At 67.1% G+C, this 14,199-nt stretch carries 13 protein-coding genes; 3 read left to right on the top strand and 10 right to left on the bottom strand.

Features of this window, described 5'->3' with window-relative positions; all coding sequences use genetic code 11:
* The first annotated feature begins 6 nt into the window (after positions 1–6).
* Entirely contained in the window at positions 7–447 is a 441-nt protein-coding gene (locus OXF11_11745) for a cytochrome c (GenBank protein MCY4487768.1), read from the top strand.
* A gap of 13 nt (positions 448–460) precedes the next feature.
* Entirely contained in the window at positions 461–736 is a 276-nt protein-coding gene (locus tag OXF11_11740) for a hypothetical protein (GenBank protein MCY4487767.1), read from the top strand.
* Here the strand turns inward: OXF11_11740 and hemB are convergent.
* From hemB to OXF11_11690, 10 genes are all read right to left on the bottom strand, one after another.
* The gene (hemB, locus tag OXF11_11735; protein ID MCY4487766.1) at positions 731–1,699 is read right to left on the bottom strand and encodes a porphobilinogen synthase; all 969 of its coding nucleotides are present in this window, start codon (positions 1,697–1,699) and stop codon (positions 731–733) included. The two genes, OXF11_11740 and hemB, sit on opposite strands and share 6 nt — an antisense overlap.
* 11 nt (positions 1,700–1,710) lie before the next feature.
* The gene (locus OXF11_11730) at positions 1,711–2,562 is read right to left on the bottom strand and encodes a uroporphyrinogen-III synthase (GenBank protein MCY4487765.1); all 852 of its coding nucleotides are present in this window, start codon (positions 2,560–2,562) and stop codon (positions 1,711–1,713) included.
* Entirely contained in the window at positions 2,538–3,488 is a 951-nt protein-coding gene (gene hemC / locus OXF11_11725; protein ID MCY4487764.1) for a hydroxymethylbilane synthase, read from the bottom strand. Before hemC ends, OXF11_11730 begins: the two co-directional genes overlap by 25 nt.
* 29 nt (positions 3,489–3,517) lie before the next feature.
* Positions 3,518–4,876: a glutamyl-tRNA reductase gene (gene hemA / locus OXF11_11720; GenBank protein MCY4487763.1), complete on the bottom strand. Its 1,359-nt coding sequence runs from the start codon at positions 4,874–4,876 to the stop codon at positions 3,518–3,520.
* The gene (gene ccsA, locus OXF11_11715; protein ID MCY4487762.1) at positions 4,869–5,690 is read right to left on the bottom strand and encodes a cytochrome c biogenesis protein CcsA; all 822 of its coding nucleotides are present in this window, start codon (positions 5,688–5,690) and stop codon (positions 4,869–4,871) included. The genes hemA and ccsA overlap by 8 nt, the downstream gene beginning before the upstream one ends.
* Before the next feature lie 120 nt (positions 5,691–5,810).
* The gene (locus OXF11_11710; protein MCY4487761.1) at positions 5,811–7,469 is read right to left on the bottom strand and encodes a LysM peptidoglycan-binding domain-containing protein; all 1,659 of its coding nucleotides are present in this window, start codon (positions 7,467–7,469) and stop codon (positions 5,811–5,813) included.
* Between the two features lie 117 nt (positions 7,470–7,586).
* On the bottom strand, positions 7,587–8,222 hold the full coding sequence (locus OXF11_11705; GenBank protein MCY4487760.1) for a hypothetical protein: 636 nt from the start codon (positions 8,220–8,222) through the stop codon (positions 7,587–7,589).
* Positions 8,223–8,329: 107 nt separating this feature from the next.
* On the bottom strand, positions 8,330–9,256 hold the full coding sequence (locus OXF11_11700; protein MCY4487759.1) for a DUF4340 domain-containing protein: 927 nt from the start codon (positions 9,254–9,256) through the stop codon (positions 8,330–8,332).
* 90 nt (positions 9,257–9,346) lie between these two features.
* Positions 9,347–12,256: a Gldg family protein gene (locus OXF11_11695; GenBank protein MCY4487758.1), complete on the bottom strand. Its 2,910-nt coding sequence runs from the start codon at positions 12,254–12,256 to the stop codon at positions 9,347–9,349.
* Entirely contained in the window at positions 12,246–13,178 is a 933-nt protein-coding gene (locus OXF11_11690) for an ABC transporter ATP-binding protein (protein MCY4487757.1), read from the bottom strand. The genes OXF11_11695 and OXF11_11690 overlap by 11 nt, the downstream gene beginning before the upstream one ends.
* A 418-nt stretch (positions 13,179–13,596) precedes the next feature.
* On the opposite strand from OXF11_11690, the gene OXF11_11685 reads away from it, so the two are divergent.
* Positions 13,597–14,199, top strand: a 603-nt coding sequence (locus tag OXF11_11685) for an ABC transporter ATP-binding protein (protein ID MCY4487756.1), incomplete at its 3' end; no start/stop codon positions are given.

The raw sequence follows: 14,199 nt of genomic DNA, 5'->3' as shown, positions 1-14,199 counted from the left end.
AAACCCATGCGGAGACAGTGGTGGTTGTACACCCTGGTGGCGGGAGCCTTTCTCATGATCGGCGCCAACGCGTTCTCGGCCGGACCGTTCGACAAGGTCATCGAGGCGCGCACGCAACTGATGAAGGACATCGGCGGGTTCAGCAAGGCCATGCGCCAGGCCACGGACGCGGCGGGGGTGGCGGCCAACGCCGACAAGCTCGCGGAAGCCTTCGCCAAGGTCAACGAGGAGACCTTCCCCAAGGGAAGCTCGGAGGGTTCGCGCGCCAAGCCCGAGATCTGGGAGAAGTGGGACGAGTTCACGGCGGCCGCCAAGAACGCCGTCATGCTGGCCCAGGGCATCGCGACCAAGGCGCGCGCGGGCGAGGACACGGCCGAACTGGTCAAGGGCTACGGCAGAAGCGCCTGCGGAAGCTGCCACCGCCCGTTCCGCTTACCCAAAAGCTAGCGCTCGCGCCCCGATGATCGCCGAACAAGTGGGCGACGCGGCCGTGCCCGACATCGAGGCATGGGCCAACGCCATCATCCGCTCCGAGGATAACTCCGTAAGCGCGACGGAGTCGTACCACGACGCCGACTCCAACACCTACGTCATCCGCCTGGCGCGCGGCGCCCGGGTGCTGCTGTTCCGGCTTTCCGAAGCGCAGGTGCACACCTCCGGACGGGAACCGGAATGCGAAAAGATCCTGCGTAACCGGGTCGGCGAAGTGCGCCGCCTGCTGGGGCGGGCATCATAGCCCCGCCGCCATTTCCTTGGCGAAGTAGGTGAGGATCAGGTCGGCGCCGGCGCGCTTGATGGACAGCAAGACCTCGGGCACCACCGTGCTCTCGTCGATCCAGCCGTTCTGCGCGGCGGCCTTGATCATGGCGTACTCGCCGCTCACGTTGTAGGCCGCGGTGGGATGGCCGAAACGCTGTTTCACCCTTGAGATCACGTCCAGATACGCCAGGGCCGGCTTCACCATGACGATGTCGGCGCCCTCGGCGATGTCCGCCTCCACCTCCCTGAGCGCCTCGTCGCTGTTTCCCGGGTCCATCTGATACGAGCGCCGGTCGCCAAACCGGGGCGTCGACTCGGCCGCCTCGCGGAACGGGCCGTAGAAGCCCGATGCGTATTTGGCGGCGTAGGCCATGATGACGACGTTCTCGAAGCCCTCGCCGTCGAGCGCGGCGCGGATGGCGCCCACGCGGCCGTCCATCATGTCCGACGGGGCCACCACGTCGGCGCCGGCGCGGGTATGGGACAGGGCCTCCTTGACCAGCAGCTCGAGGGTTTCGTCGTTGTCCACCTCGCCGGCGTCGACGACGCCGCAATGGCCGTGGTCGGTGTATTCGCACAAGCACACGTCGGTGATCACCAGCAAGTCCGGGACCCTGTCCTTGATGGCCCGCACCGCCTGCTGCACCACGCCGTGATCGGCGTAGGCCTCCGACCCCACGGCGTCCTTGGTCTCGGGAATGCCGAACAGGATCACGCCCGGAATGCCCAGGTGCCAGACGTTCTCCGCCTCCGCCGCCGCCCGGTCCACGGAGAGCTGGGACACCCCGGGCATGGACGTCACCGGCTGCACCTGGTCGCGCCCCGGGCACACGAACAGCGGATAGATGAAGTCCCGCGGACTGAGCGCGGTCTCGCGCACCATGTCGCGCAGCAAGGCGGTGCGCCGGAGCCTTCTCGGTCGGGTGACGGGAAATGCCATGATTGCCTCCCCTACAACGTCTCTCGGCGTTTATCAACGTGCTTGTCCACGGCCGTCACCAGTGCCTGAACGAGGCCGGGAATAGTGTATTCCCGCGCTACCGCGCTCACGTCCAGGCGGCGGTGGCGGGCGGCGTCGGCGGTGACGGGACCGATACAGGCGACCCGCACGGCGGCGGGCAGCACCGCGTTCGCCCCCGCGAGCAGGTCCATGAAGGCGTTCACCGTGCTGGGGCTGGTGAAGGTGACCCAGTCCACCTGATCGAGGACTTCCAGCAAGCGCGCGGCGCCCGTGCGCACGGGTTCGTTGCGGTAGGCTTCCACCACCTCGACTTCCGCGCCCCAGCGGCGCAGGGTTTCCGGGAGCACGTCGCGCGCGCCCGCGACACGGGCGAGGAGGAACCGGCGCGCCCGCACCCGCTCCGGGCCGAGGGCCGACAGGATGCCCTCGGCGCGGTACTCCTCCGGCACGAGGCTCACCGCAAGGCCGCGCTCCTCCAGCAGCCGGGCCGTCTGCGGACCGATGGCCGCGATGGAGAGCCGGCGCAGGCTGTCCATGCAGCCCAGGGCTTCGCAGCGCGGGAGGAAATGCCGGACCCCGTTGGCGCTGGTGAAGACCACCCAGTCCTGTTCGGGTAGACCGCGGATGGCCCGGTCGAGGGCGGCGTTGTCCGCGAGCGGCAGGATCTCCACCGTGGGGAAGACCACGGCGCGCGCGCCGAGAGCCTCCGCGCCGCGCACCAAGGCGCCGGCCTGTTCGCGCGGGCGCGTGACGAGGATGCGTTGCCCGGACAGCGGCGCGGCGGCGGGAACCGGCGCGCCGGGCACGGCGGGGCCGCTCACCGCCGCGCCCCCCCCAGCCACGCGCCCGCCCCCCTCCCCCGCCGCCCCCCCCGCAGCCCGCCTCCCCCCCCTCCCGCCAGCAGCCGCTCCGCCAGTCGTGTCCCCAGCAAGACGGCGTCCGCGGACGCTCCCGACAGCTCCCCCGTGAAGACCTGCCTGCCGGAAACCTCCGCCACCATGCCCGTGAGCGCGAGCCGGTCGCCGCGCACCACCGCCCGCGCGCCCACCGGTACCTGGCAGCCTCCCTCCAGGCGCGCCAGGAAAGCCCGCTCCGCCGCCACCTCGAGCGCCGACGGCGCGTGGTCCAGGAAGCGCAGGCGCTCCACCTCGGCGCCGCGCGTCTCCAGGCCCAGGGCGCCCTGGGCCACGGCACTCATGCAGGTCTCCAACGGCAGCAACTGCGTGGCTTCGTGCGCCCGTCCCAGACGCGTGAGCCCGGCCAGCGCCAACACCAGGGCGTCCACTTCGCCGCGGTCGAGCTTGGCGATGCGCGTGCCGACGTTGCCCCGGATGGGCACCACGGTGAGGTCCGGGCGGTGGTACAGCAATTGCGCGCGCCGCCGGAGGCTGCCCGTGCCGATTCGGGCTCCGGCCGGGAGCGCGTCGAGGCTCCCCGCGATCCGGCTCACCAGCACGTCCGCGGGATTCTCGCGTTCCGGCACCGCGGCGATGGCCAGCCCCTCGGGAAGCTCCGTGGGCAGGTCCTTCATGGAGTGCACCGCGACGTCGACGTCCCCGCGCAGAAGCGCCTCCTCGATCTCCTTGATGAACACGCCCTTGGCGCCGATCTGCTCGATGGGAACGTTCTGGAAGCGGTCGCCGCTGGTGCGGATGGGCACGATCTCCACCGCGGTTCGCGGATGGTGCTCGCGAATGCGGCCTTGGACCCATTCCGCCTGGACCATGGCCAGCGGGCTGCGCCGGGTACCGATACGAAATCCGTTCATGGCGTGGTCGGGATGCCTTTCGGCCCGGGCTACCCCTCTCCGCCCCCGGATTCCCGCCTTCGCGGGAATGACGTTTCGGGGGGAAGCCCCCGTTCGGGCTCCTCGTCCAGGTCGAACAGCGCCCGAACGACGTCGTCGTAGTCCGCGTCGTCGGGGGGCCGCTGCTTGAGCCGCGTCAAGGGGGCGTGAAGGATCTTGTTGATCATGGCCGCGGTCAGATCCTCGATGGCCTTGCGCTCGCGCTCGGACACGTCCTTGAGACTCGACTCCAGCGATTTCTTGAGCTCGCCCCGGCGGATCTCCTCGAGCCTCCGCTTGAGCGCCACGATGGTGGGGACCTGATCCAGGGACGTCAACCACCGATGGAACGCCTCCACCTCGTGGTCGACGATCACCTCTCCCTTGTCCGCCTCGCTTTCCCGCCCCCGCAGGTTTTCCCGCGCCACGTCGGCGAGGTCGTCGATATGATAGAGGTAGACGTTGTCCAGGTCGTTGATGAGCGGGTCGAAGTTCCTCGGCACGCCGAGGTCGATGAGGAACATGTTGTCCTGCTTGCGCTCCCGCAGCACCTCGGCCGCGGTGTCGCGCGTCATCAGAGCCTCCTCCGACTCCACCGAACCGATGACCACGTCCGCCAGCCTGAGATAGCGGTCGTAGTCCTCGAAACGGATGGGGCTGGCCTCGAAGCGGTCCGCCAGCTCCACCGCCTTCTCGAAGGTGCGGTTGGTGATCATCAGGCTGCGCACGCCGCTCTCCACCAGGTGGCGCACCAGCGCTTCGCCCATGGCGCCGGAGCCGATGACCATGACGGTCTTCTCCTCCAGTTTGTCGAAGATGCGCCGGGCCAGGTCCACCGCCACCGAGCCCACGGACACCGGCCGGTTGGCGATGCCCGTGTCCTGCCGCACCCGCTTGGCCACGGCGAAGGAACGATGGAAGAGCCGGTGCAGGATGCTGCCGACGGTGCCGGCCTGCTGCGCGATGGCGTAGTACTCCTTCAATTGACCGAGGATCTGGGGCTCGCCCACGACCATGGAGTCGAGGCTGGAGGCCACGCGGAAGACATGCCGCACCGCGTTCTTGCGCGCGTGGTGGTAGAGATGGTCCTCGGCAGGCTTCAGGTGGACGTCGGGCTGGCTCTTGAGAAAGTCCTCGATCTCGACGAGTCCGGCGTGGCCGTCCCGTGCCACCGCCACCACTTCCACCCGGTTGCACGTGGACAGGATCACCCCCTCGTCCACCGACGGCAGCGTCAGCAGGTCCTGCAAGGCGCCATCGACGCGCTTGGCCGGGAACGCGAGCTGCTCCCGCACCTCCACGGGCGCGGTGCGGTGATTCACGCCGACCACGAGGATCTGGTGCGGGACCTGGTGCGCCGCGTCACTCAAAGCGGCCTCCGTGCCGGCTCAGGAAGAAGGCGTCGCCCCCGAGGAAGTAGCCCAGGACGATGAGGAATCCGGCGATGGTCCAGAGCGCCGCCTTGCGCCCGCGCCAGCCCGCTGTCAGCCGGCCGTGGAGCAGGATGCCGTACAACAGCCAGGTCAGCGCCGAGGTGATCTGGCGCGGATCCCAGGACCAAAAGTTGCCCCACTGCGCGTGCGCCCACACGCTGCCCGTGAGGATGCCCAGGGTCATGAACGGGAAGCCCCACACCAGGAAGATCTTGTTGAGACGGTCCAGGGTCTCCAGGGCCGGCACGGTACGGCTCAGGCCGGTCATGCGCTTCTGCTTGAGCTGTCGGCGGACCACCAGGTAGACCACGCTCACCGCGAACGCCAGGGCGAAGACGGCGTTCCCCAGCAGCGCCAGCGTCACGTGCAGCGGCAGCCAGTAGGTCAACAGCGCCGGCGGCGTCTCCAGACCGGGTTCCCCCAACGCGATGGAGCGCAGCGACATGAGAAACGCCAGCGGAGCGACGAAGCCTCCCAGGATGGGAAGCCGGTACTTAAGCTGCACGGTGAGGTAGACCCCCACCATCAGCCAGCCGTAGAACGAATGCGTGGCCGCGGTCTGGGCGAGGGCGGGGAAGCCCGCGTCATGAAAAAGGAAGGCGAACTTTACCGCATGGCCGACGAAACCGGCGAGCAGCAGCCACTGGCCCGCCCGGGAAAACGCCTCCCGCTGAAAGAACAGGTGGAGGATGAATGCGCCGGTCGCCAGCAGGTAGAAGCCGGCCGTGGCCTGAAGGAGGCTCTGGTACATGATCTCCGACGATTATATCGCATCGGCGGAGCAGGGTGTACCGGCGCATGGATGACGCGCGCCCGAACCCGTCACGCGGATCCAGGGCAACCGCGGCCGTGTCGAGCCGCCCGTGTGCGATCAGGACTGCGTGCCTGGGATTCTCAGGCGCTGGCCGACACGTATCCGGTGCCGGTCGCGGATGGCGTTGGCGCGCTGGAGGGCGGCCAGCGATACCCGGTAGCGGTCGGCGATGGTGGAAAGCGTCTCCCCGCGACGCACGCGGTGGTACAAGCGCCGTTGCTTCACCACCCGCTTCGTGGACGACCGGTTCGGGATCTCCAACCGTTGTCCCACGGACAAACGCCGGACGCTCTGCACACCGTTCGCACTCCGTATCGCACGCGCCGTCGTGCCGTGGACTCTGGCGATGTCCCACAGCGTGTCGCCGCGCCTCACCACATGGTGTACAGCCTTGTCGTCAGCGACCGCCTGCGCCCCCCGTGGCTTGTCCGCCGCCCGCCGTTTCGCGACTGCCCGCGGCTTGTCCACGACGCTGACGGACCGCTTCTCGTTGCGGGACCTGGCCGACGACCGGCCCGGGATCTCCAGCCGTTGCCCGACGCGCAAGCGGTGGGCGCTCCTCAGGTCGTTGATGGACTGGATCGCGCTCGCCGACGTACCATAGACTCTTGCGATCTCGGAGAGCGTATCGCCCCGGCTGACCACATGGTACGGGAAAGACGACATCGGACCGATGCCGGCCAACGCCTTGCGGAACCATTGACCCTGCAGCTCCGGCGCCTTGAGCCGATAGCCTTTCGGCAGCCACGCGGCACGACGGCTCAACGCGGGGTTCCACTTGAGGAACTCCGCCCGCGACACCCGGCTGTGACGCAGCAACGAGGACACCGACACGCGCTTCGTGAGGCTGATCTCTTCGAGATGCACCAGCGGATCGAAGCGGACATGGGGCAGGTGCCGCTCGACATCGCGCATGATGTGCACGGCGGCGAGAAACTCCGCGTAGAAATTCTTGGAAGCGAACTTGAAGGTGCGGCTGCGGTAACGGCGAATGATCTTGACGATGTCCCGTGAGCCGACCTGGCGCACCGCCCGCTTCATGCCGGCGCGCCCGTGGTTGTAGGCGGTCACCGCCAGCGGCCAGACGCGAAGCTCCCGATAGTTCTCCTGCAAGAGGCGCGCCGCCGCTCGGGTCGCCTCCATCGGGTCCCTGCGCTCGTCCACGAGCCGGGTCACACGCATGTACCGCCGCCCCGTGCCGGGCATGAACTGCCACATGCCCACGGCACCGCGAAACGAACGCGCGTCGTTCCTGAACGACGACTCGACGAGGGGCAGGTAGGTCAACTCCACCGGGAGGCCGCGGGCGGCAAAGACCTTGCGCATGTGCTCCATGTAGCGTCCCGATCGTCGCACCCCGCCCTCGAAACGCTCGCGGATGCCCCGTTGCGCCTTGATCCGGCGCGACGAAATTCCGCGCCGCTGGAGCCGCGCGCGCACGGAACGGATCACTCTCCGGGTGCTGGCACCCTTCTTGACCCTGACCACCTCATGTATCCTCGACATGTTCCGGGGATCGAAGAACACGAGCTGGGTGGAGTCGTATTCCAGGAAGATCTTTTTCCAGAACTTGACGGCAGGCTCGAGCCCCGCGGGTATGGCGAACGGATCCGCTTGCCTGGAAGCCTGTACGCGCGCCGAGGCCTCGGGCGCGTAAGGCATGCTGCTGCAAAGGAGGATGAAAAGACTCGCCAGGGCTACGAAGAAGCGTGTCATGCAGAACCCCTTCAAAAGCATGGGCTTAGAGTAACCGGTGTAAACCTGTATGTCAAATATACCGGCCTCTTCCCCGGAAAGACTCCACTTTCAACCTGTACCCCGCCCCGTCGGCAACTATTCGAAGTCGAAGGGTATCTGGGTGGGTCCGTATCCCTGCCAGTACTTGCGGGTCTCCGGATCGTACCTTCCCTGCAGGAAGGTGCCCGGCTTCTCCGCGCGCACGATGATGGCCACGGTACGCTCCTCGCCGCTCTGCTCGGCGTGGATCTGCCACGGGCGCACGAGATCGATCTTGCCGGGTCCCACCTCGGCGTTCTCGGTCTTGCGTACTTCCGCGTAGTCCGGCGTGGAGCCGTCGTCCAGCCGCTCGTAGCGTTCGATGGTCTCGTTGCCGTCGAGCACGCCGTACAGCGTCCAGTTGTGCGCGTGGTCGTGGATGCTGGTGCGCATCCCCGGCGCCTTGACCAACCCGTTGATGACGAAACCGTGGTCCGGGTCTTCGTACAGGAGAAGGTTCTGTGCCCGCTGCCCGCCCTCGGCGACGGTCAGACCGCCCTGATCACAGGACGGCCACTGCTCGGCCTGCGCCTTCACGCTGGGGTCCGCCAGGAGCTCGCTCAGAAGCGACCCCATCTTCTCCCAACGCTGGTCCACGTCGGGCTCGTCGGCATGGAGTTGCCGGATCGCCGCGATGAAACGCTTGGCGGAGGATTGCTCCGTTTCCTGGGTCGGCATGGGACGTGCGCTCATGGTGTCTCCTCCCTTGGCTTCGTGGGGTGTGAATGCTGTTGCGTGCGTAGGGAGCGGGCTCGCCCGCCCCATGGGAATCAAAAGTATCCGAGGATCGGCCGCCCCTGTCAACCCGCGGCCACGCCCTTGACCACCCCTACGCGGCTCGCATCGCGCAGCTTGTCGAACCGGTCCTTCTCCACCTCGAAGTAGTAGGGTTGCGCGGAACTCTTCAGGATGTACCGACTCTTCTCCTCCTCGGCGACCACGGCATGTTCGACCGGGGTTCCCTCCTTGAGCTCGATGGTGTACCGCACCACCGGCTTGCCGGCCTCGAACCGCGCCCGGCCGTCGTCCCCGAGCACGTCCGTGAAGGCCACCTCCGAGACTCGTTCGACCATCTCCTGCACGGGCTCGGCATCGGTCTGCTCGTTCTCGCGCAGGTCCTCCACCTGGAACGTCCCGTCCTGGGCCTTCAGCGCGAAGACTCCCAGATCGATGCGAGCGATGTCCTCCACCGGCGTCCTGAGCGCCTCCGTGTCGTACCACTGACTCGGGTCCACCGGCACGTCGAAGGCATTGAAATCGATGGCGTAGGTATGCTCGTCACCATCGAGACGCGCGTGCACCTTGCGGAAGCCCGGGGACGAACCCAGGAAGACGTCGCCCAGCACCGTCTCTCCCTTGAGGAAACGCCCCCGCCTCTCGAACTCGTCCAGCGTCACCTTGAACTGCCGGGCCCCCACCATCGTCCGCCCCACCGGCCACGACCGTTTGGCGCCCAGGAGCTTGTCCGTGAACTGCTCGAACTTCGCGGGCAACACGGGGAAGTCGCTCTTGTCCGGCAACACCCACCCCTCGCCCTTGCGCGTCAGGCGCAGGAGCCGTTCCCGCGGCTGTTCGATGGTGACCGTATCCGCGCTGTCCATGTCCACGGCCACGAGCGGTGTGTCGGCCTTGAACGGGTCGGGCGCGTCTCCCTCCAGATGGACCCACGCCACGAGTCCCGCCTGAAGCACCAACAACAGCAGCAGGAACTTGATAGATCGACTCACGCTAAGACCTCTCCGTATCGACAGCACCGTCCCGGCCGCTCCGTGCGGCGGGAGCGGCAGTAAGCACGGACGGGCGACCGCAGGTCGCCCCTACAGGACCGCCAGCATCCGGTGGTAGCGGTCCCGCGCGCGCCGCAAATGGTAGCGGTGGCCGCCGTAGACCAGCGCGAGACCCGCCAGCACCAAAGCGTAGTTGAGATACTCCCAGAACGCCTTTTGCTCCCGCGTCATGGGAACCAGCGTGCGCGCGAAGCGGGCACGGCTGCGGATGGACAGCAGCGCCCGGTCCTCCAACGCCCAGTCCACCACGTTCTCCATGAACTGCAGCGAGTTGACGAAGCGGTCGTTGGCAGCGGCGCGGGAGAGTTGCAGCGTCTGGTCGGTGAACGCGTCGTTGGAGCCGACGAGGATGATGCGCGCCGATTCCGCCGACTTGTCGATCAGACCCGTCACCACCGGCTCCGGCTCCTCTTCGGCCGCTTCCCGCGCGGGCGCGGCGTCCGCCGCCCCCTCCGGCTTCTCCTCCTCGTCCCCGGCCAGCAACGGCGACTCCTTGTCCGCGAAATAGGAGCGGAAGACCCCTTCCAACACCGCGGCCAGCACCTGTGCCCCGGGCTGTCCCTCGCGCTCGAACCCCAGCTTGGGGTAGAGCTTGTAGTCGGGGTGCACCTTCAAGGAGTCGGACACCCAGGACTCGCCGGAGCTGGAGAGCAGCGGCGTCGCGCGGACGCCCCCGGCCTCGTCGTCGGGAAGCGACAGCGGCGACGCCCAGCTCAGGGTCAACTGGGGCAACCGGGCCGTGATGGGGTTGTCTTCGTTGAGGCCTCGACCCCGTACATCGACGAAATAGGGGTAGGGCACGAGTTGGAGTTCCCGCACCGTGAAGGTTCCCACCTTCCGGTTCACGGTCACCGGAAAGGGTTCGTTCTGCGGATCCAGCACCAGAGCCTCCCGCACGGTCACGCCGTAGTGCTCGAGCAACGGTTCGAGGCCGGAGGCATGAGGCTTGGCGGCCAGGCCGGCCTCGGTCCGCGTGACGGCATAGGGCGAGGTCAGGAGCGCCACGGAGCCGCCCTTCATCAGGAACTGGTCGACGGCGAACCGCTGCTTGGCCGTGAAATCCGCGGGCGCCGCCAGCAGCAGCAGGTCCACGTTCTCCGGCACCACTCCGGACTTCATGTCCACCAGCTCGACGCGGTAGTTCTCCTGCAGCTTCTGCGCCAGGAACCGGAAGCCGCGCTCCGGAGGCCGGGGGCGCATCCCCGGCTGCTGTGGCGGCCGCAGCGGCGGCACGTGTATGCCGATGGTCTTGATGAAGCCCGGAGCCAGGCGCCGGAGCGCCCCCTCGATGCTGCGCCGGATGGCCTCCTGGTTGAGCTTCTCCGGCAGAGGCACCTGTACCGTGGTGCCGTTGTTCTTCATCAGCATGTAGAAATAGAACTTCTTGGGATCGAGGGGACCCAGGGACATGGGGCGAAACCCGTGACGCTCCGCGAGCTGCCGCGCCACCACGCCGCCCTCGGCCTCCGGATCGACGACGGCATACTTGAGCTTCCCGTCCGACTCCTTGCGCAACTCCCGCAGCGAGATCAGCAACTGCCTGCGGAAGACCGCCATGGACTCGGGCAGCTTCTCCGCGGGCGAAACATACGCCTCGAACTCCACCGGCTGAGCGATGCCGGCGAAGAGCGCGCCGATGTCCTGAAAGCCGTACAGCACCCTCTTCATGCCGCGGGCGAGGTCGTACTCGAGATTGCGCAGGCGTACCCGCGTTCCCGTCCTGCCGCTCTTGACCTCGATCAGGTCGCTGAAGCGCAGCACCTCGTGCTTGTCGCCGTACTGGAGCAGCAGGTCGAAGTAGGAGTTGACCAGCGAGTTCTGATAACGGTCGACGGTGCGAAAGGGGGTCGGACGTATGTTGAAGCGCTGGTTGGCTTCCTCCTCGAGACCGGGTTCCTCCCGCGGGTCGACGAACTCGGCGCGCACGCGGCCGCCGCTGATGGACTCGATCTCGCGAATGGTGTCGCGGATGCGCGGGATCAGGGGGGTCAGCAACGGGTGCGTCCGGGCGCTGAAGTAGCCGCGGATGAGCAGCGGCTCCTGCAACTGGGCGACGAGGTCGCGGGTGGCCTGGGAGATGGAGTAGTCCTGGTCCGCGGTCAGGTCGGCGCGCACCGTCACGCCGCGTTGCAACCAGAAGTTGGCCAGCACGAAGTTGACGATGACCAGGGCCGTGACCAGCCGCCATGCCCGGTGGCGCGGCTTCTGCCCTTCCCTGGACCAGCGCAGCCGTTCCAGCGAGAAGACGTTCAGGGCGAGGAAGACGCCCACGACGCTGACGTAGTAGTAGACGTCCCGCAGGTCCAGGATCCCCCGGGTAATGGACTCGAAGCGTACCCCCGTGGCCGCCAGACCCAGGTATTCCGCCCATTGATTGCCCACCAGGGAACCGAAGGTCAGCGAGCCCAGGAGATAGAAGACGAAGCCGATCACCGTGGTGAGGATGAGGCTCGCGATCTGGCTCTCGTTGCGCGCGCTGATGTACAGGCCGATGGCGCAGTAGGCCGCCGCCAGCAGCAGCGACGCGACGTACGCTCCCAGCACCGGACCCCAGTCCAGCGGGCCCATGAACGACACGGTCGCGGGCACCCCCACGGTGAGCGCCAGCGCGATGGCCACCAGTCCCATGCAGGCGAGGAACTTGCCCAGCACCAGGTGGAGCGTCTTCACCGGCATGGTGAAGAGGAACTCCAGGGTCTCCATGCGCCGCTCCTCGCTCCACATCTTCATGGTCAGCGCGGCGCTCAGGAAGATCAGCAGGGTCGGCATCCACTCGAACAGCGGACGCACGTCGCCGATGTTGCGCGAGAAGAACTGTTCGACCCAGAAGAAGATGAACAGGCACACCGCCGAGAACGTCCCCAGGAAGATGAACGCCACCGGCGACGCGAAGTAGGTGGAAAACTCCTTCTTGGCGATGCTCCAGATGCTACCTGCCATGGCTGCCTCTCTCCGACACTTCGCGGAACACGCTCTCCAGGGTGCGCGCCTGCTCGCTCAGGCGGTAGAGCTGCCAGCCGCCTTCCACCGCCGCCCGGGCGACGCCGGGAGCCACCTCGTCCGTGGCGGCTTCGAGCTCCAGCGCGTAGGTCTCGCCGCGCGGGCCCTCCGCCGGCAGGACCTCGGCCACTCCGGGGATCTCGCCCAGACGGCCGGCCGCGTCGTCGGAGGGATTGGCGAGCCCCACCACCAGCCGGTTGGACTGTTGCAGCTCGCTCAACCGGGCGTCCACCGCGATGCGCCCCTGCACCATGATGATCACCCGCTCGCACACCGCCTCCACCTCCTGGAGGATGTGCGTGGAAACGATGATGGTGGCGTTCTCGCTCAGGTCGCTCACCAGCGAGCGCATCTGGAAGATCTGTGCCGGGTCCAGACCGTTGGTGGGCTCGTCGAGAATCAGGATCTCCGGCTCGTGCACGATGGCCTGGGCCACTCCCAGCCGCTGCTTGTAGCCCTTGGACAGCGTCCCCACCGGATCCAGCGCCCGGTCCGCCAGCCACGTCCGCTCCAGCGCCCGCCGCAGCGCCGCCGGCCGTTCGGCGGGCGCCACCCCGCGCAGGTCCGCCACGTACTCCAGGTAGCGCACCACCGACATGTCCGGATAGAGCGGCGCGTTCTCCGACAGGTAACCCAACCTGCGCTGGATGCTCAGGCGCTCCTCGGAAACCGCCATGCCGTCGATGACCACCGACCCCGCGGTGGGCTCGATGTACCCCGTGAGCATGCGCATGATGGTGGTCTTGCCGGCGCCGTTGTGCCCCAGAAGGCCGACCACCTCCCCTTTCCCGATGGAAAAGGAGACGTCGTCCACCGCCACCAGATCACCATACTTTCGGGTGAGACCCTCGACCTCGATCACGCTGCACCTTTCAGGCCGGACTGTTCACTACAATGTTCAGGGTTTGGGGATGGCTGCTTGTAGCCGAATGACGAATTTTTAACAGATCGGGACGCGGGGTGCGAATCAGAGGCGGCGGGCGGGATGGATGAATGTTTCACGGCAACCGTCGCTGGGGTGTTTGACAAGGTTCTTTATTGATATTAGCTTATCATTAATCATAGACATCAGGAGGGACCATGCGGGACGCCGGCCGAGTGGGAAAAGCGTTTTCCCCATCAATGCGCAGGCCAATCAGAATCAAGGGCTCCGCGGGAGAGACGCGGTTCGGACGTGCCGTCTCGCCTCTAGGCAGTGGCGTGGCCGTTCAGCTTGTTTGGGCTGGTACCCTCGCGACCCTGCTGTGGGTCGCCGCGGCCTGGGCAATGGGGTGGCTGCCATGACAACCGCCTTTTCCCTCCACGACGTCACCCTGGGATACGACCGCCATCCGGCCGTGCATCACCTGACCGGCAGCTTCGCAACCGGTTCGTTGACGGCGCTGGTCGGCCCCAATGGATCAGGCAAGAGCACCTTGCTCAAGGGACTGATCGGTCTCCTGGCGCCTCTTGAGGGCCACTTGGAACGCAACGGCCTGTGCCAGAGGGATATTGCCTATCTGCCCCAGCAGGCAGAGATCGACCGCAGTTTCCCGATTTCGGTCATCGAGACGGTGTTGCTGGGTCACTGGCGCACCACCGGTCTGTTCCGCCCGATCACGCGTACCCTGCGGCGGCAAGCCGAGAAAGCGCTGGTGGCCGTCGGTCTCGATGGCTTCGGTCGACGGCCGATTGCCTCCTTGTCCGCGGGGCAGTTTCAACGGGTCTTGTTCGCCCGCATGCTGCTGCAAGACTGTCCTGTCATTCTGCTCGACGAGCCCTTCACGGCAATCGACGCCAAGACCACGGCCGACCTTCTGAGGGTGGTGGTGGGATGGCATGGCGAAGGACGAACGATCATCGCCGTGCTGCATGACCTCGACCAGGTGCGAGAGAGTTTTCCC

The organism is Deltaproteobacteria bacterium, from assembly GCA_026712905.1.
Taxonomy (GTDB): domain Bacteria; phylum Desulfobacterota; class Binatia; order UBA9968; family JAJDTQ01; genus JAJDTQ01.
This window is presented reverse-complemented; position numbering and strand designations above follow the sequence as displayed.